Origin of the sequence: Pseudomonas pharyngis, from assembly GCF_021602345.1 — a bacterium.
GTDB classification, from domain to species: Bacteria; Pseudomonadota; Gammaproteobacteria; order Pseudomonadales; family Pseudomonadaceae; genus Aquipseudomonas; species Aquipseudomonas pharyngis.
The window spans coordinates 11,933-28,295 of the sequence record NZ_BQID01000005.1; the positions used below are offsets into that span (position 1 = coordinate 11,933).

At 62.0% G+C, this 16,363-nt stretch carries 13 protein-coding genes; 5 read left to right on the forward strand and 8 right to left on the reverse strand.

What is annotated here, in order from left to right; translation table 11 throughout:
• Positions 1-295 precede the first annotated feature (295 nt).
• Positions 296-3,079 (forward strand): ATP-binding protein, encoded by a 2,784-nt coding sequence (locus L6D74_RS11975; RefSeq protein ID WP_236189265.1) that lies wholly within the window; start codon positions 296-298, stop codon positions 3,077-3,079.
• Here the strand turns inward: L6D74_RS11975 and L6D74_RS11980 are convergent.
• A complete protein-coding gene (locus L6D74_RS11980; protein WP_236189266.1) occupies positions 3,041-4,513 on the reverse strand; it encodes an ATP-binding protein in 1,473 nt (490 codons plus the stop codon). The genes L6D74_RS11975 and L6D74_RS11980 overlap by 39 nt on opposite strands.
• Positions 4,514-4,603: 90 nt before the next feature.
• Positions 4,604-5,554 (reverse strand): GlxA family transcriptional regulator, encoded by a 951-nt coding sequence (locus L6D74_RS11985; protein WP_236189267.1) that lies wholly within the window; start codon positions 5,552-5,554, stop codon positions 4,604-4,606.
• A gap of 211 nt (positions 5,555-5,765) precedes the next feature.
• Between L6D74_RS11985 and L6D74_RS11990 the strand changes: the two genes are divergently transcribed.
• Positions 5,766-6,488: a pirin family protein gene (locus L6D74_RS11990; RefSeq protein ID WP_085612781.1), complete on the forward strand. Its 723-nt coding sequence runs from the start codon at positions 5,766-5,768 to the stop codon at positions 6,486-6,488.
• A 64-nt stretch (positions 6,489-6,552) separates the two neighbouring features.
• On the opposite strand, the gene L6D74_RS11995 is transcribed toward L6D74_RS11990, so the two are convergent.
• On the reverse strand, positions 6,553-7,428 hold the full coding sequence (locus L6D74_RS11995) for a LysR family transcriptional regulator (RefSeq protein ID WP_236189268.1): 876 nt from the start codon (positions 7,426-7,428) through the stop codon (positions 6,553-6,555).
• A gap of 111 nt (positions 7,429-7,539) precedes the next feature.
• On the opposite strand from L6D74_RS11995, the gene L6D74_RS12000 reads away from it, so the two are divergent.
• The 3 genes from L6D74_RS12000 (at position 7,540) to L6D74_RS12010 (ending at position 10,879) form a co-directional block, all read left to right on the forward strand.
• On the forward strand, positions 7,540-8,760 hold the full coding sequence (locus L6D74_RS12000) for a YbfB/YjiJ family MFS transporter (RefSeq protein WP_236189269.1): 1,221 nt from the start codon (positions 7,540-7,542) through the stop codon (positions 8,758-8,760).
• A gap of 63 nt (positions 8,761-8,823) precedes the next feature.
• On the forward strand, positions 8,824-9,822 hold the full coding sequence (locus L6D74_RS12005) for an NAD(P)H-quinone oxidoreductase (protein WP_236189270.1): 999 nt from the start codon (positions 8,824-8,826) through the stop codon (positions 9,820-9,822).
• 112 nt (positions 9,823-9,934) lie between these two features.
• A complete protein-coding gene (locus L6D74_RS12010; RefSeq protein ID WP_039771538.1) occupies positions 9,935-10,879 on the forward strand; it encodes an alpha/beta hydrolase in 945 nt (314 codons plus the stop codon).
• Between the two features lie 195 nt (positions 10,880-11,074).
• On the opposite strand, the gene L6D74_RS12015 is transcribed toward L6D74_RS12010, so the two are convergent.
• The 5 genes from L6D74_RS12015 to L6D74_RS12035 form a co-directional block, all read right to left on the reverse strand.
• Positions 11,075-11,404 (reverse strand): hypothetical protein, encoded by a 330-nt coding sequence (locus L6D74_RS12015; RefSeq protein ID WP_064595090.1) that lies wholly within the window; start codon positions 11,402-11,404, stop codon positions 11,075-11,077.
• Between the two features lie 74 nt (positions 11,405-11,478).
• Complete coding sequence (gene rtcA / locus L6D74_RS12020; protein ID WP_236189271.1) at positions 11,479-12,510, reverse strand: RNA 3'-terminal phosphate cyclase; 1,032 nt, start codon at positions 12,508-12,510, stop codon at positions 11,479-11,481.
• Between the two features lie 8 nt (positions 12,511-12,518).
• Positions 12,519-13,307 (reverse strand): nucleotidyltransferase domain-containing protein, encoded by a 789-nt coding sequence (locus L6D74_RS12025; RefSeq protein ID WP_236189273.1) that lies wholly within the window; start codon positions 13,305-13,307, stop codon positions 12,519-12,521.
• Between the two features lie 39 nt (positions 13,308-13,346).
• A complete protein-coding gene (locus L6D74_RS12030; protein ID WP_236189275.1) occupies positions 13,347-14,573 on the reverse strand; it encodes an RtcB family protein in 1,227 nt (408 codons plus the stop codon).
• 238 nt (positions 14,574-14,811) lie between these two features.
• On the reverse strand, positions 14,812-16,359 hold the full coding sequence (locus L6D74_RS12035) for an RNA-binding protein (RefSeq protein WP_236189277.1): 1,548 nt from the start codon (positions 16,357-16,359) through the stop codon (positions 14,812-14,814).
• Positions 16,360-16,363: the final 4 nt, after the last annotated feature.

The following is a 16,363-nucleotide window of genomic DNA, read 5'->3' on the forward strand; positions in this document are numbered from 1 at the left end:
AGTTTTGGCTCTGAAGCGGGCGCGGACGAGTTAATCGTTGTTAATTTTTCCCGGCTGTCGGGCAAACCGCCACGGGTTCCGGCCCTTGAATACAGTGGTGACGGTACTGAATGCCGAGCGATGCGAAGGCCCAAGCCTTGCGCGTAAGTTGCGCTGGCGCCAAATCCTGAGGAATATGCCCGGATACTGCGGATCAGACGGCTTGCGTGCCCCTCAAGTCGCCATCCGCCCTGCCCGTCACGGACTCTTCACCGAGGCGGACCAGGATCATAAAAAACGTCGAAGGAGTGAGCGGTTGAGTCTTTCCCCGAATCAGGCCATCGGTTTCGGCCCCTATCGGATCCACCCCGGCCAGCGGCTGGTGCTTGAAGGCGACCAGCCTTTGCGCCTGGGCCGCCGCGCCATGGACATTCTGCTGATCCTGCTGGCCAACGCCGGCGAGGTGGTGAGCAAGCAGCAGTTGATCGCCGGGGTCTGGCCGGACAGCGTGGTGGAAGACATCAACCTGCGGGTGCACATGGCCGCACTGCGCAAGGCGCTCGGTGACGGTCAGGCCGGGCAGCGCTACATCGTCACCGTGGCGCAGCGTGGTTACAGTTTCGTCGCGCCGGTCGTGCTGCAATCCATCGAACAACGCCCCGCCGCCCACCTCGGTCGACATAACCTGCCATTGCGGCGCACGCGGATGATCGGGCGCCAGTCGGTGGTCGACAGCCTGATGACGCAACTGCCGCGCCAGCGCTGCATCACTCTGGTCGGCCCCGGCGGCATCGGTAAGACCACCGTGGCCCTGCGGGTCGCCGAACAGTTGATCGGCCGTTATCGCGACGGGATTCGTCTGCTGGATCTGGCGCCACTCAACGATCCGGGCTCGATCTGCTCGCACCTCGCCGCCCTGCTGGACCTTTCGCTGCATGACAGCGAGCCGATGGCCTGCCTGATCAACAGCCTGCGCGAGCGGCAGATGCTACTGGTGATCGATAACTGCGAGCACTTGATCGACGCCGTCGCGCTGCTCAGTGAAAGCATTCTGCGTGGCGCGCCGCAGGTACATATTCTGGCCACCAGCCGCGAAAGCCTGCGCGCCGAGGGCGAATATGTGCAGCGTCTGGAATCCCTCGATTGCCCGCCACCGATTGCAGTGCTCGACCGCGATCAGGCGATGGGGTTTTCTGCGCTGCAACTGTTCGTCGAACGGGCGATGGCGGCCCACGAACACTTTGAGCCGGGCAACGCCGACCTGCCCTTGATCATCGAAATCTGTCGGCGGCTGGACGGCATCCCGCTGGCACTGGAACTGGCCGCTGCGCAGGTCGCGGGTCTTGGGCTGGAGGGTTTGCTGAGTCAGCTTCAGGGGCATTTGCCGACGGGCAATCAGACGCGCCTCGGCCGGCATGAAACCCTGCGCGCTACGCTGGACTGGAGCTTCAACCTTCTCAACGCCTGCGAACAGACCGGCCTGCGCCGACTCGGCGTGTTCCGTGGCGCGTTCACGCTGGAATCTGCCGCGGCGGTTATCGTCGGTCAGCACATCGAGTCGAACGAAGTGTTTGCCTCGATCACGCAACTGGTCGCCAAGTCGCTGCTCAACGTCGAGGTCGGCGATGAAGAAGTGTTTTATCGCCTGCTCGACACAACTCGCCGCTATGCATTGGAAAAGCTCGACCAGGCCGCCGAACTCGGCGAAACCCGCGAGCGCCATGCCGAACGCAGCCTGGCGCTGATGCATCAGGCCCAGGCCGATTGGGAGAACACGGCGACCGAAGTCTGGATCGAGCGTTACGCCCGGGGCCTTGAAGACCTGCGCGCGGCGCTTGAGTGGACGCTGAATGACCAAGGCTCGCGCGCGCTCGGCGTAAGCCTGACGGCGACCTCGGCACCGTTGTGGCAGGAACTGTCCCTGCTCAAGGAGTACGGCGTTCATGTGCGCCGGGCACTGGCGTTGCTGGCGTCATCCGACGAGCCCTGCCCGCGCCTGGAAATCGCCTTGAAACTGGCCCTCGGCAGCGCCTGCTACCACACCTGGGGCGGCACGCCGGAAACCATCGAAGCCTTCGTCAGTGCGCGGTTGCTGGCGCAACGGCACGACGACATGGCCGGCCAGTTGCGCGCGGTGTCGGGGCACATGGCGGTCAATCTCAGTTGCGGGCATTACCAGATGGCGCTGGAGCAGAGCGAGCAATTCGAAAGCCTCGGGGTGCACGGCGATGCGCAGTTGTCCTTGAGTACCCATCGCTTGCGGGTGCTCGCGCTGCATTACGCCGGCGATCAGCATCAGGCGCGAATCCATGCCGAACAGGTCATTCAGCGCATGGCCCACAGCGGCCACCTCAATCGCTTCACTCACGGTTTCGGCGTGCAATACGATCAGAGCGTCGCCTCGCTGACGGTCCTCGCCCGGGTGTTGTGGTTGCAAGGTTTTCCCGAGCAGGCTTGGCGCACGGCGCGGCAGGCACTGGACATCGCGGTGCAGATCAACCACGGCACCTCGATCTGCTACACCCTGGCACTCGCCTCGTGCCTGATCGCCCATTACAACGGCGACGTGCAGAACGCACGCGCGTTGCTGCAACTGCTGCTCGAACAGGCGCAGAAGCATTCGGTGCTGCTGTTCTACACCTGGGCACGGCACTACGCGCAGGTGATCGATGCTGACAAAGCCGCCGCCATCCCGCCGGCCGACAGCGGTCTGGTCAGGGAAATCATGGTCACGCTGGACCCGGGTTTCGTTGATGAAGCTTTGCTCGAACGAGCACAAAGCGGCGCGGCGGGCTGGAGTACTGCGGAGATTTTGCGGGCCCGGGCCGAGCGATTGCTGGCGGCTGAATCGCCCTGTCACCACACGGTCGAAAGCGCCTTGCAACAATCGCTCGAGATTGCGCGGACACAAGGCGCGCTGGCCTGGGAATTGCGCAGCGCAACGTCGCTGGCTCGCTTGTGGCAGCACCAGTCGCGCTATCGCGAGGCGCTCCAATTGCTGACACCGATCTATCAGCGCTTTACCGAAGGTTATGCCACCCCGGACTTGCGCAAGGTACGTCTACTGCTCGACGAACTGCGCGCTCAGTCGGCCGCTTGAGGCCGGCCGGGTGCGGCCCAGGTAACGCGTGTGCCGACGCTCGACATCACTCAGTTCGCCGCCCTGCTCCAGCTGTTCGCGGGCATAGCGGCGCGTGGTGTTGAGCATTCGATAGCGCAGCGTTCCGCTGGATCGGTCCGATGTCAGTAACGATTTGACCGCCAATTGCTCAACCACTGCCACCAGCGTCGAGGGTGGCAGTTGCGCGCAACTGATCACGCCGATGGCGGCGTCGAGAGTGAATGCCATCTTGAACACCGACAAGCGTTGCAGCACGCGTTGTTCCTGCTCGCTCAAGCGCTGATAGCTCCAGTCCAGTGCGGCTTTCATCGACTGATGGCGTGGCACGGCGGTGCGGCGACCGTGACTCAGGACTTGCAGGCCTTGATCCAGTTGCGTCTGAAGGCCGACCAGCGCCAAGGCATCGATCTGCGCGGCTGCCAGTTCGATCGCCAATGGCAGACCGTCGAGCCGCCGACAGATATCGCGCACCGTTTCCAGATCCTGCTCACGCAGACTGAAGCCGTGTTGACGGGCGCGGGCACGACTGACAAACAGCTGCACCGCCGAATAGCTCATGACCTCGGCGACACTGTTGAGGGCCGAGGCTTTGGGAAGGGTCAGGGGCGGCAGTGGCTGGAGGACTTCCAGACCGAGACGCAACGGTTCGCGGCTGGTGGCCAGGATCGAAAGACGGGGCGCGGCGTCGAGGAGTTTTTGCACCAGGTTCCGGCAGGCTTCGTGCAGATGCTCGCAGTTGTCCAGCACCAGCAAGGCGTGACGCGCTGCGAGGGTGGGGAAATCAGTGTCGAGGGTTTTGAACAGGTGATCGAGGAGCGGGATGTCATCGCCGACCAGCGACAGATCCACCTGCCACACACCGTCGCGAAAATGTTGCAGCAACAGCTCCGCTGCGCGCAGTGCCACGGTGCTTTTGCCGACACCGGCAGGCCCCGTCACCGTCATGAGCCGGGACAGCGGCAGTTGCCGCACCAGACCGCCGACCAGTGAATCGCGCCCGGTGACCGGCGACAGTCGTGCGGGCAAATTGTGTTGGGGCGCTTGCAGGTTTTCGAACACCACGTGGGCGGCGCTGTCGCCCTGCACCGGTGCCACGAAGCTGTACCCGCGTTGCGGCACATTGACGATGTAGCGCTGGCCTTTTTCGCCGTCGCCAAGGGCCCGGCGCAGCGCGGCGATGTGCACCCGCAGGTTGATCTCCTCGACCACCGAGGTCGGCCACACCAGCGCAATCAGTTGCTCTTTGCTGACCACCTGGCCGGCGCGCTCGACCAGTACTTGCAGAATGTCCAGCGCACGCCCGCCCATGCGCAATTGCCGATCCCCTTCGAGGATCAGCCGCTGGCGCAAATGGAACGCGTACGGCCCGAAACGCAGGACCGACGCCGAGTTCAATTCGTCGAGGCTGTTCATGTCCGTTATCTTCGCAGGCCTCGATGACGGTACAACCACCACGCGGGGTCCAGCACGGACATCCGGATGCCCGGAACGGACAGAACCGCTCTAGCTGAACTGTTCGCGATACTGCGTGGGGGTCAGCCCGAGCTTTTCGCCGAACAGAAACCGCATGTGCCGCACGCTGCCGAAACCGCTTTTGTAGGCCACGGTCTTCAGCGGCAGATCGCTGGTTTCCAGCAGGTTACGCGCGCAATCGATGCGCGCGCTTTGCAGGAATTCCATGGGCGTCATGTTGACCTCGCGAGCGAACACCCGGGCAAAATGCCGTGCACTCATGTTCGCAAGCCCTGCCATGCGCTCGACGGTGAAAGCTTCCTCCAGGTGTTCCAGCACATGATTCTGCACCCGGGTAATCGGCGTTTCCTGGGGCGCCACCGCTGCCATCAACGGGCTGAACTGCGCTTGCCCGCCCTGGCGCTTCATGACCACCAGCAGCACCTTGGCCACGTCCTGGGCAATCTTTTTGCCATGATCGCGAGCGACCACCGCCAATGCCATATCGATACCGGCCGTGACACCTCCGGAGGTGATCAGGTTGCGATCCTCAATAAAAATCTGGTCGGTCGCGACGTTTGCCTTCGGAAAGCCCTTGATCAAGCGTTCGGTGTAATTCCAGTGGGTAGTCACACGATAGCCATCGAGCAACCCGGCATGGCCAAGTACGAAAGCGCCGGTGCAGATCGAACCGTACTGCCCGGCACGAGTCACCGCACCTTGCAGCCAGGCGAGCAACGGCGGGTGTTTTTCGTTGTAGGCGCCGGGACCGCCCGGCACCAGCAGCAAGTCGTAGCGCTCATCGGCTTCGTCCATATGCCGATCGGTGTGCACGAGGACGCCATTGGACGCACGCAACGGCGCGCGCTCGGTGCCCAGGGTGGTCAGGTGATAGTGGTCTTGCGGTTTCAGGTAGCGGTTGGCAACCGAAAAGACTTCCAGCGGCCCGGCCATGTCGAGCAGCAGAAAATCCGGAAACAGCACCATTGCCACGGTCTTCATGTGGGCATCACCAAAATCCAAGCAAAGTCATAAGTCTGCGCATTATGGCCAGATACGGTGAAAACGTTGGAAAAGAATGCGTGATCCAGTGCACACAACTGTCAACCAGAACGGGACAGTATTTCAGTTTTCATCTACTTATTGCATCGCGGGGTAACCAGTAACCTTCTCCTCACTCGGACGAATCAACGTCCTGAAAGGAGATTTCATCATGCTGACCCTTCGTAAAGCTTCCGACCGTGGTCTTGCCAATCATGGCTGGTTGAAGTCGTTCCACACCTTTTCCTTCGCCAGCTACCGTGACCCGCGTGAACAGGGTTTCTCCGACCTGCTGGTGATCAACGATGACCGCGTCGCCGCCGGCAAAGGCTTTGGCCAGCACCCGCACCGTGACATGGAGATTTTCTCCTATGTGCTCGAAGGCGCCCTTGAACACAAGGACACCCTCGGCACCGGTTCGGTGATCCGCCCAGGCGATGTGCAACTGATGAGCGCCGGCAGCGGCGTGGCTCACAGCGAGTTCAACCACTCGGCGAGCAAGCCTGTGCACTTCCTGCAGATCTGGATCGTGCCGGATGTCAGCGGCGCCAAACCGCGCTACCAGCAAGAACACTTCAGCGAACAGAAAAAACGCGGTCGCCTGCAACTGATCATTTCGCCCGAAGGCAGCCACGGCTCGCTGAAAGTGCGCCAGGATGCGCGGGTGTATGCCGGACTGTTCGATGGCCAGGAGAGTGCGACACTCGCACTGCCCGCCAACCGCTACGCCTATGTGCACGTTGCTCGCGGCAGCGTTGAACTGAACGGCGTGCAGTTGAAGGAAGGCGACGGCGTGCGGGTTCGTGAAGAACAGGCGCTGACCCTGAGCAATGGCCAGGATGCCGAAGTCCTGGTGTTTGATCTGCGCCCGCAGGAACTGCCGGAAATGCCATGAGGCAGCGGTTTCAACGCTCACAGAAAACGGCCTTCAATGAAGGCCGTTTTTTTTTGCAGAACAACTATTCGTTTTCCAGCACAAACGCTTCGACAATGTGTTCGATCACCGCTCTGACCCGCGCGGTGTGGCGTAAATCCGCATGGGTCACCAGCCACACTTCATAAGGCAACGGCCGCGTGCGCTCCGGCCACAACCTGACCAGACCATCGCGCTCGCCCATGTAGACCGGGATTTCTCCTACCCCCAACCCGGCGGCAATCGAGCGGCGTACCAACAGGCTGGAGCTAAGACCGGCGACGATCCGCCCGCGAGTCATGGGTTCCGACACGAGGGTCAGATCCTTGTTGCCCTGCAGATACGGCTGGTACACCACCAGATCATGGCCCTCGAACGCACTGCCCGGCGCCGGCACCCCATGGCTGTCGACATAGGCCTGCGAGGCAAACAATCCCACCGGCCAACGCGCGATGCGCCGGGCGATCAGGTCCGGATTGTCCGGACGGGTGTTGCGCACAGCGATGTCCGCCTCACGTTTGGCCAGGCTGAGGATTTGCGTGGAGGCGTCCAGTTGCACGCGCACATTCGGATGCTGCTCGTGCAACTGCGCGATGGCCGGGATCAGGAAATCGATGGCCAGCGAATCGGTGGTGCTGACCCGCACGCTACCGGTCAGACGATCGTCCAGGCCCTGGATACGCCGCTCCAGCTCCAGCGCCGAATACTCCATTTTTTCCACCGACTTGAGCGCGGCTTCGCCGACGGCCGTCAGTGCATAGCCCTCGGAGGTGCGCAGGAACAAGGTCGCGCCCAGCGACTTTTCCAGTGCCGTGATGCGGCGCCCGACCGTCGCCTGATCCACGCCCAGTACACGCGCGGCGCCGCGCAATGTCGACTCGCGGCAGACCGCTAGAAACACCCTTGCATCATCCCAGTTCATAGCGTTCTCCATTGATGCATAAACGCATCACTATCACGCAAACTCGCTGCATTAACGCAGCAACGATAGCCGATATGCTGGGCGCCATAAACCTTTCAAAGGATTGCCGTCATGCACACTTCAACTGCTTCGCCCGAACGTCCGGACACAAGTGTCTGGCTGGCGATCTTCGCCGGCCTCTGCGCCAGCCTGGTCAGCATCGGTCTGGCGCGTTTCGCCTACACACCGCTGATCCCTTCGCTGATTCAGGCGCAGTGGTTTTCCGCCCATGATGTGGTCTATCTCGGCGCTGCCAACCTGGTCGGTTACCTGATCGGCGCCCTCCTCGGCCGACCGCTGGCACGCCGGCTCACCCAGAGAAACGCTCTGCGCCTGATGATGCTGGCGGTGACCGTGGCGTTTTTTGCCTGTGCGTACCCCGTGTCGGTGAGCTGGTATTTCGGCTGGCGCCTGCTGTCGGGAATTGCCGGCGGCGCGATCATGGTGCTGGTAGCCGCGACCGTACTGCCCCATGTACCCGCCGCACGCAAGGGCCTGGCCAGTGGGGCGATTTTCCTCGGCATCGGTCTGGGCATCGCCGGCTCCGGAACGATTGTTCCGTTGCTGTTGGGGCTGGGCCTGCAGGCGACCTGGCTGGGATTGGGCGCTTTGTCGCTGGCACTGACGGCGTTGAGCTGGTTCGGCTGGCCTTCGGAGCTGACCCACGCAACCACCGCAACGGCTCAGTTGGATCCGGTCGAGCCGACACCGCCTGCTGTTTATCTGCTGTTTGCCCAGTACGCGTTCATGGCCGCCGGGCTGGTGCCGGCCATGGTTTTCCTGGTGGATTACGTCGCCCGTGGCCTGGGCGCCGGGTCGCACGTCGGCGCGCTGATCTGGGTCATGTACGGTCTGGGTGCCATCGTCGGCCCGGTAAGTTATGGCTTTCTCGCTGATCATCTCGGCGCGCGGACCGGCATTCGTCTGGTGCTGGTGGTGCAGGCGATCACCCTGGGTTTGCTGGCGGTTTCGCATTCGTTCCTGGCGTTGGCGCTGCTGGCGGTGGTCCTTGGTTCATTTCCGCCAGGCATTGTCCCGCTGGCATTGGCCCGGGTGCATGAGCTGGTGCCGGATCACCATCGCCAACAGGTGGCGTGGAGCCGGGCCACGGTGTCGTTCGCCACGTTTCAGGCGCTGGCGGGCTTCGCCTATTCGGCGCTGTTCAACGCCACGGGCGGACAACATGCGCCGCTCTTCGTGATTGCCGGCGGTGCCATCGTGATCGCGCTGATACTTGAGCACGCCATGAAATGGCTGCCCTCCTCCGTCGAACAACGCTGCTGCGCCGAATGACGGGAATCATTGCGCCCTGACTGCGTTCCCATCTACTGATCACTTTTTCAAGAGGAATCGAAAATGACGTTGCCCACTGAAATGACCCGAATCGAAATCACCGAACCGGGTGGGCCCGAGGTTCTGCAATCCCGACGCGTGCCGCTGCCGTTCGTCGCAGAAGGCGAAGTGCTGATCCGCGTGCACGCCGCCGGCGTCAATCGCCCGGACGCCCTGCAACGCGCCGGCAAATACCCGATGAAGCCCGGCATGAACCCGATTCCGGGCCTTGAAGTGGCCGGCGAGGTCGTGGCGATCGGCGGCGGTGTCAGCACATTCGCGGTCGGTGACCGGGTGTGTGCGCTGACCAATGGCGGCGGTTACGCCGAATACTGCACGGTTCCGGCGGGCCAGGTCTTGCCGATCCCCGATGGACTGGACTGGATCCAGGCAGCGGCCATTCCGGAAACCTTTTTCACCGTATGGGCCAACCTGTTCGGCCTCGGCGGCGCCAGCCGAGGTCAGCGCGCCTTGATCCACGGCGGCACCAGCGGCATCGGCACCACCGCGTTAATGCTGTGCCGCGAGTTTGGCATTGAAGCTTTCGCCACCGCCGGCAGCGCCGACAAATGTGCAGCAATCCGCAATCTGGGCGGCGACGCGATCAACTACCGGGAACAGGAGTTCGCCGCGGTCATCGCCGAAAAAACCGCCGGCCAAGGCGTCAATGTGATCCTCGACATCATGGGCGGCTCGTACCTCAACGGGAACATCAGCGCCTTGGGAATGGATGGGCGGTTGGTAATGATCGGCTTCCTCGGCGGCGCGCGGGCCAATGACATCGATCTGCTGGCCATCCTCGGCAAGCGTGCGGTGGTCACCGGTTCCCTGCTTCGCGCCCGTACCTCGGCGGAAAAAGCCGCCATCGCCGATCAATTGCGCGAACACGTCTGGCCGGCGCTGGCTGCCGGGCGTTGCCTGCCGATCATCGACAAGGTCTACCCGCTCGCCGACGCAGCCAAGGCCCATGCGCACATGGAAGCGGGCGACCACATCGGCAAGATCGTGCTGAAGATCGACTGAGCCGTTGCAGCATTTTGTAATCGTTGCAGGCGTGCGGTGGTCGAAAATGTCACGCGCGGGTCAAGGCATCTGGTAAAAAGCGTTCTTTGTCCGCGCCTTGGTGAAACGTTTAATGTTCCTTGCCTTCATGACCCGACTTCGACGCCGCCGTCTGGCGTTCGCCTGCATGGCCGCCCTGATCATCGGCGTGCCGGCGAGTTGTGCCGTGCTGGAACACACCGAGCGCAAGCTGCTGTTTCGCATCGAACCGGGCACCGCCGGCTGGTATCACGGCTTGCCCGGCAGCGTGCAGGAACTCGACCTGCAACCGAAAAGCTTCAAGGCCGGGCAGAACATTCACGCCTGGTGGTGGCCGGCGGAGCGTGCCGATGCACCGGCCATCCTCTATCTGCACGGCGTGCGCTGGAACCTCACCGGGCAGCTGTTTCGTATCGAACAATTGCGCGCAGCAGGTTATTCGGTACTGGCCATCGACTATCGCGGCTTCGGCCAGAGCCACGGCGACCTGCCGTCGGAAAGCACGGTGTACGAGGATGCCAGGGTGGCGTGGGAACGCTTCCAGCTGTTGCAGCCCGACCCGAACAAACGCCTGATCTACGGGCACTCGCTGGGCGGCGCGGTCGCCATTGACCTGGCTGCCGAGCTCGGTCGCGATGCCGCCAGAAATCACACCCCACTGCCAGTGCGCGGGCTGGTCATCGAATCCACATTCACCTCCCTGGCGGATGTTGCGGCAGCCGTGGCCAACACCTCTCTTCCGGTGCGCTGGTTGCTGTCGCAGAAATTCGACTCCATCGACAAGATTGCCGAAATCCATATGCCGTTGCTGGTGGTGCACGGACTGGCCGACGCATTCGTGCCGTCACGCTTCAGCGAACAACTGTTCGCCGCCGCCCGGCAGCCGAAACGCCTGCTGCTGGTGCCCGGCGCAACCCACAACAACAGCATGGCGCTCGGGGGACAGAACTATCGCAAGGCGATCGATGCGCTGATGCAAACCCGACCTGCCGCTCGGGTGGCGGGCGCTGCGGTGCAGAAGAACCCGCGCGACTCCTGACGCCCTCCCCGCCGACCATCGGTCACCCGGAAAGGAAATTGTTGCAGCATTGGCTGGCAATCCGGCGTTCTACGTTTTGGCATGCTGGTGGATCGCTTTGGCGTGTCGTGGATGGTCAATTGCGAAACTGACAAGTGACGCTGTCATTGCAGCGGACATGAAAAAGCCCGACCTCTTCAGGTCGGGCTTTTTCGTTCAACGCTGGGCCAGTTCATGGCGAACGCACTGCTCGTAGTAGGTTTGCTTGACGGCCGCCGGCTTGAGTCGCGACGCGCTGTCGTAGGTCTGCTCGGTAATGCCCATGGCGGTCATGCGCATCCACGGTTGCTGGAACTTGCGCGCCTGCAAGCGCTTGCGCGCACCATAAAGAGAAATGCCCGAAAGCTTCGATTGTTGCGCACCGGCGGCAATTTCCGAACCCCAGGTACACGCAAAACGATGGCTCTTGCTCAGCTCCCTGGCCTGGGCCTCCAACGCGAACAGAGCGAGGGAAAGCGTTGCTACGGTGATGACAATCGTCCGCATATAGCCCACCTAACCTTTTGAAAAAAGGCGAGTTTGCCGGGACTGAAAGCTTTCGGGGGCCAGCAATTTGCCGCCTATTGCTCCCGAGCGCGAACTTCAACCTTTAACCGGTCTGCGCCTTCTTCCTGGCACTGGATGTGGATCGGTACAAACCGCTCGATCACCGAGATGTTGCTGTGCAAATGCTCGGTCATCCTGGGCGTGGTAAACGATCCACCTCCGGCCAGCACCATCGGCAACAGCAGTTGATCAGCCAGATGCTCCGCTACCGCCGCACCGCTGTGCAACCAATCGGTCGCTTGATCGATCGCGGCGTCCGCCACCTTCTCCGAACGCAGTGAGGCTTGACCGAAAGCGCTGAAAACCTCGGTGACGTGTTCAAACGCATACTCCAGCAGCAACACGTTGCCCGGTCCACAGGCCGGATCAACGATGACCGCGTTCAACTCCGCCGATGCCATGTTCAATCGCTGGGCCACCCTTTCGAGCTCGCGGACACCGACACTCGGCGCCAGTCCCGCCGTCAGCGCAAACGCCTGTTGCGAAAGCGGCAAGCCGCGCTCACACAAGTGCAGTGCTGACAATTTCGATGGTTGCACCCTGACGTCGATTTCACCGCCCCCTGCCGGTACGAACCCGTGGCGCAGCAACGTCAGTTCAACCTCCGCGCCCATGCGTCGCAGCAACGGCAACCAGCTGCGGCTGAGAAAATCGGTCGGTGGTGCCAGCGGATTATGCGTGCCGCCGCTGATCCGCACGCGGCTGGCTTGCGGCGCCAGCAACAACCCGGGCAGCAAGGTCTGCAACACCAGCGTGCTACTGCCGGCGGTGCCAATGGCAAAGCGATAATCGCCGCCGCGAATCGGTCCCGGCTCGAAGCTCAATGTCTGCGAGCCCAGTTCCGCCCCCTGGACCTTCGCACCGCAGACCTGCGCCGCCGCCATCACGGCGGTCAGGTGCTGGCGCAACAGGCCCGGACGACTGCGCCGGGCCCGAATCCGCTCAATGCGAAACGCCTGGCCCGTCACCATCGACAGACTCAGCGCACTGCGCAACACCTGGCCACCGCCGATGGCGCCGTCCAGTTCAATAACGTCCTGTTTCATTTTTTTCCTTATGCGTACAAACCAACGGTTTCCCGCAGGTATTGATCGAGCTGGCGCGAATCCTCCCGGGTTCGGGGCAGTGCCGGTACCGCTCGCTCAAGTTCCGCCTCGATGAATGCATGCAGCGCCGGACGACGAGGACCGTAGGCGCTCTCGTCGGCATTGCGCTTGAGCGCGAGCAGTTCGTCGACCTCATTGAGCAATGCCCGGTCATCGACGGTGCTCAGCAGATCGCTGAACGTCATCGGCGGCCGACCCCGTCCCTGATCGATCCAGCGCACCGCCAGCAGGGGCCGCAGTACATAGAAGTACTTCTTGAACCGCACGCTTTCGCCTTGCAGATAACCACGGAAGTTCTTCTTCGCCATCGACAGGTAGTGATTGCGCGCGGCTGGCGGGCTGTAGAACGCCTCGGCCAGTGCCCGCAGCTGAGAAACCGCTGCAGTCTCGCTGCGATAAACCAGCGGGGAGTCGAGCCATTCGAGCAAGGTCGGGTTGGATTTGCGCAACAGCCCGAGGGTTTTGCGCAGCTCCCAGCCACTGACATCCAGCTCGTCATCCAGCGGTCGCTCGATCACATCACTCGGCGCATCGACCTGGACGAACCACTCCGGTTTCTCCACATAAACGAAGCGCACATCGTAATCACTGTCCGGCGAGGCAAAACCCCAGGCCCGGCTGCCCGATTCGCAGGCATACAGCACCGTGACATTGCGTTCGCGTTCTATGCGCGCCAGTTCTTCCAGCACCCGGGCGCGCATGGCGCTGCACAGCGGGTGACGTTCTTCGAATTTCATGTCCTTTAATCCTTGTTCCGGCGTGCCTTGCGGCACGCGTTATCCCTTGACGCACACCACCTGACGCAGGGTATGCAACACCTCAACCAGCTCACGCTGGGCGTGCATGACTTTGTCGATGTCCTTGTAGGCCATCGGAATTTCATCGATCACCGCAGCGTCCTTGCGGCATTCAACGTGCGCGGTGGCACGGATCTGATCTTCGACGGTAAAGGTGTTTTTGGCCTTGGTACGGCTCATGGTCCGACCGGCACCGTGGCTGCAGGAGCAAAACGATTCCTCGTTACCCAGCCCGCGCACGATGAAACTCTTGGCGCCCATCGAACCGGGAATGATCCCCAACTCGCCCTTTTTCGCCGACACCGCGCCTTTGCGGGTGACCAGAATGTCCTCGCCGAAATGCCGCTCTTTCTGCACGTAGTTGTGGTGGCAGTTCACCGCTTCCAGCGCGACGTCGAATGGCTTGCGGATGATCTGCCGCGTGGCCTGAATCACCGCTTGCATCATCAGCGCACGGTTCTGTTTGGCGAAATCCTGGGTCCAGCCCACCGCCTCCACGTAGTCATCAAAATGCCGGCTGCCTTCTTCGAAGTACGCCAGGTCACGATCCGGCAGGTTGGCGATGTGCTGACGCATATCCGCCTGGGCCATCTGGATGAACAGGTTGCCGATGGCGTTGCCGACACCGCGCGAGCCGCTGTGCAACATGAACCAGACCCGGTTGGCCTCATCCAGGCACACTTCGATGAAGTGGTTACCGCTGCCCAATGTTCCGAGGTGCCCGCGGTTGTTGGTGTTGGCCAGTTTCGGGTACTTGTCGGTGATCGCCTTGAACCGTGGATTCAGCGACGCCCAGGCCTGATCGGCCTGTTGCGGAATCTCGTCCCAGGCGCCTTTGTCACGGCGCGACCGGGTCGAACTGCGGCCATGGGGCACCGCTTGTTCGATGGCACTGCGCAGCCCGTGCAGGTTGTCCGGCAGATCGGCCGCCGTCAGCGAAGTTCGCGCGGCAATCATGCCGCAACCGATGTCCACCCCGACCGCAGCCGGGATGATCGCGCCGACCGTGGGAATCACGCTGCCGATGGTCGAGCCCTTGCCCAGATGGACGTCCGGCATGACCGCCAGATGTTTGAAGATGAAGGGCATCTTCGCCGTGTTCATCAACTGCTCGCGCGCTTCGCTTTCCACCGGGACGCCTTCGGTCCAGAGCTTGATCGGCTTGCCGTTGGCGACTTCCAGCAGTTGGTAAGTGTGTTCTTTCATCATCTCGATTCTTCAGGTAGTTCCACCGGCGTTCGCCGGCAGATTCAAAAAAGGTGGCACGACAAAGGTTGATGACTGTTGCGCGTTGCCGCGCACCGGGGTTAGCCGGCCTCAGATGTACAGCCATCGGCATTCGTGCCGTCACGAGCACTGACAAGGGGTTGGTGAGACGTCTTGGATGTAGTCCCACCGGCATTCAGTGCCCGTGACAAATCAATTCATTGGGCGGCTCATCGCCTCATCCCATGCTTTCAATCGCTTCGACCCAGTGCTGCGGTCCGTACAGGCCGGCAGTGAACTGCTCGATCACATCGAACACCGCGTCACTGAAACCGCCGACATTCAGGATGTCGTCACGATCCGCCGCTGGTGTCGCCCAACCCGGTTGCAGGTCAATGCAAATCAGGCGTGCCTGAGGGTTGATCCGCTTGATCCGTTCCCATTGCAGCATCGTCTCGCTGGCGCCCTGGCGTCGCGCATCGATCCAGGATTCGTTGTCCGACACCATGATCAGCGTATCGACCCTGGCCTTGCTGTCCGCCAGTTTCTTCAACGGCGCCGAGCAGCAGGTTCCGCCGCCGAAAATGCCCGCAAGCTTTTCAGCATTGCTGATCACACTGTCGCGCGGGTTGAGGGTGATATCCACCACCTTCCATTCGAACGGCATCACCCGCGCCGTCGGCTGTTTACGCAACACCGCCGCCGTGATCAACGCCGCCACATCGATGCAGCGCACCGCGGTGGTCGCGCCCTGACGGTAACCGGTCAGCGGGCTACCCATCGAGCCGGAAACATCCGGGCAAATTACCACCGCACCCTGAAGCTTCGGCACATTGGTCAACGACAGCTCCAGCGCATCCTGCAAAGCCTCACGAATCAGCGCCGGCACTTCATCGCCAACCATCCGGTACGCCGCCAGCAACTGGTACGGATACACCCGCGCTTTAGCGACCGCTTCAGGATCCGCCAACCGCGCGGCCACGTATTCGGTGCAACCCGGTACTTCAAAAGCGCCGTGGCGCGCCAGCGTATTGAGGTTGATGCGCAGGCCCTGCCAGCCCATGTTCCGCGCCTGAGCTGCCCATTGTTCCTTGCTCAAGGTTTCGTTACCGAGCAATTGAAACGGCACTTCAGGCACTTGATCACTCGCACCGCTGCGAAAGGCCAGCAAATCGCGAGTCAGTGCGGGCAGCGCCTGTGCATCCATCGGTTTACCGATCACCCAGGCAAAAAACGCTTCGCGCCAAGCCTCGGACGGTTTTGGGTGAACCATCTTCACCACATCCGCCAGCGAAGGCTGATTGCCGATCGATGCCTGCAACAACTGTCGCTCGGTTGCACTGTTCAGCCAGTTCTGCACCAGACGCTTGGGTTGGGAGCCGAGGGAGCGGCGACCGGTGGCGCCACTGCGCAGGATCTGCACGAAGTTGCGCAGCATCTTGCCGCTGTCCACGACCTGCCCGAACACCTCTGGCACCAAAGCCGAACGCTGAGCCGTCAGCGCCGCCAGCAACAACGCTGGCATGTCTTTCATATGACCCTTTTGACGGGCGTAGAGAGCGGCATTCGCCACGAAGCGGCTGTCCAGTTCCGCCACCAGCTTCAACACCTGATCCAACTGACTTTGTGCGGATGCGTAAAAGGTGGAATTCAGGCAACCGGTGACTGCCAACTGTGCCAGTTGATGCTTGGGCGTATAGGCATAAGCCGCGGCTCCGGAAGCATTCAAGGTGTCGCACGCCGGCAGGGTTTTCGATTGCGTATTGAAGAGGTTGAAGTTGGCCATCGTG

Excerpts from the sequence above, each read along its gene's own strand:
- L6D74_RS11980 (WP_236189266.1), bottom strand. The coding sequence starts at position 4,513 with ATGAACAGCCTCGACGAATTGAACTCGGCGTCGGTCCTGCGTTTCGGG.
- L6D74_RS11985 (WP_236189267.1), bottom strand. The coding sequence starts at position 5,554 with ATGAAGACCGTGGCAATGGTGCTGTTTCCGGATTTTCTGCTGCTCGAC.
- L6D74_RS11990 (WP_085612781.1), top strand. The coding sequence starts at position 5,766 with ATGCTGACCCTTCGTAAAGCTTCCGACCGTGGTCTTGCCAATCATGGC.
- L6D74_RS11995 (WP_236189268.1), bottom strand. The coding sequence starts at position 7,428 with ATGAACTGGGATGATGCAAGGGTGTTTCTAGCGGTCTGCCGCGAGTCG.
- L6D74_RS12000 (WP_236189269.1), top strand. The coding sequence starts at position 7,540 with ATGCACACTTCAACTGCTTCGCCCGAACGTCCGGACACAAGTGTCTGG.
- L6D74_RS12005 (WP_236189270.1), top strand. The coding sequence starts at position 8,824 with ATGACGTTGCCCACTGAAATGACCCGAATCGAAATCACCGAACCGGGT.
- L6D74_RS12010 (WP_039771538.1), top strand. The coding sequence starts at position 9,935 with ATGTTCCTTGCCTTCATGACCCGACTTCGACGCCGCCGTCTGGCGTTC.
- L6D74_RS12015 (WP_064595090.1), bottom strand. The coding sequence starts at position 11,404 with ATGCGGACGATTGTCATCACCGTAGCAACGCTTTCCCTCGCTCTGTTC.
- rtcA (WP_236189271.1), bottom strand. The coding sequence starts at position 12,510 with ATGAAACAGGACGTTATTGAACTGGACGGCGCCATCGGCGGTGGCCAG.
- L6D74_RS12025 (WP_236189273.1), bottom strand. The coding sequence starts at position 13,307 with ATGAAATTCGAAGAACGTCACCCGCTGTGCAGCGCCATGCGCGCCCGG.
- L6D74_RS12030 (WP_236189275.1), bottom strand. The coding sequence starts at position 14,573 with ATGAAAGAACACACTTACCAACTGCTGGAAGTCGCCAACGGCAAGCCG.
- L6D74_RS12035 (WP_236189277.1), bottom strand. The coding sequence starts at position 16,359 with ATGGCCAACTTCAACCTCTTCAATACGCAATCGAAAACCCTGCCGGCG.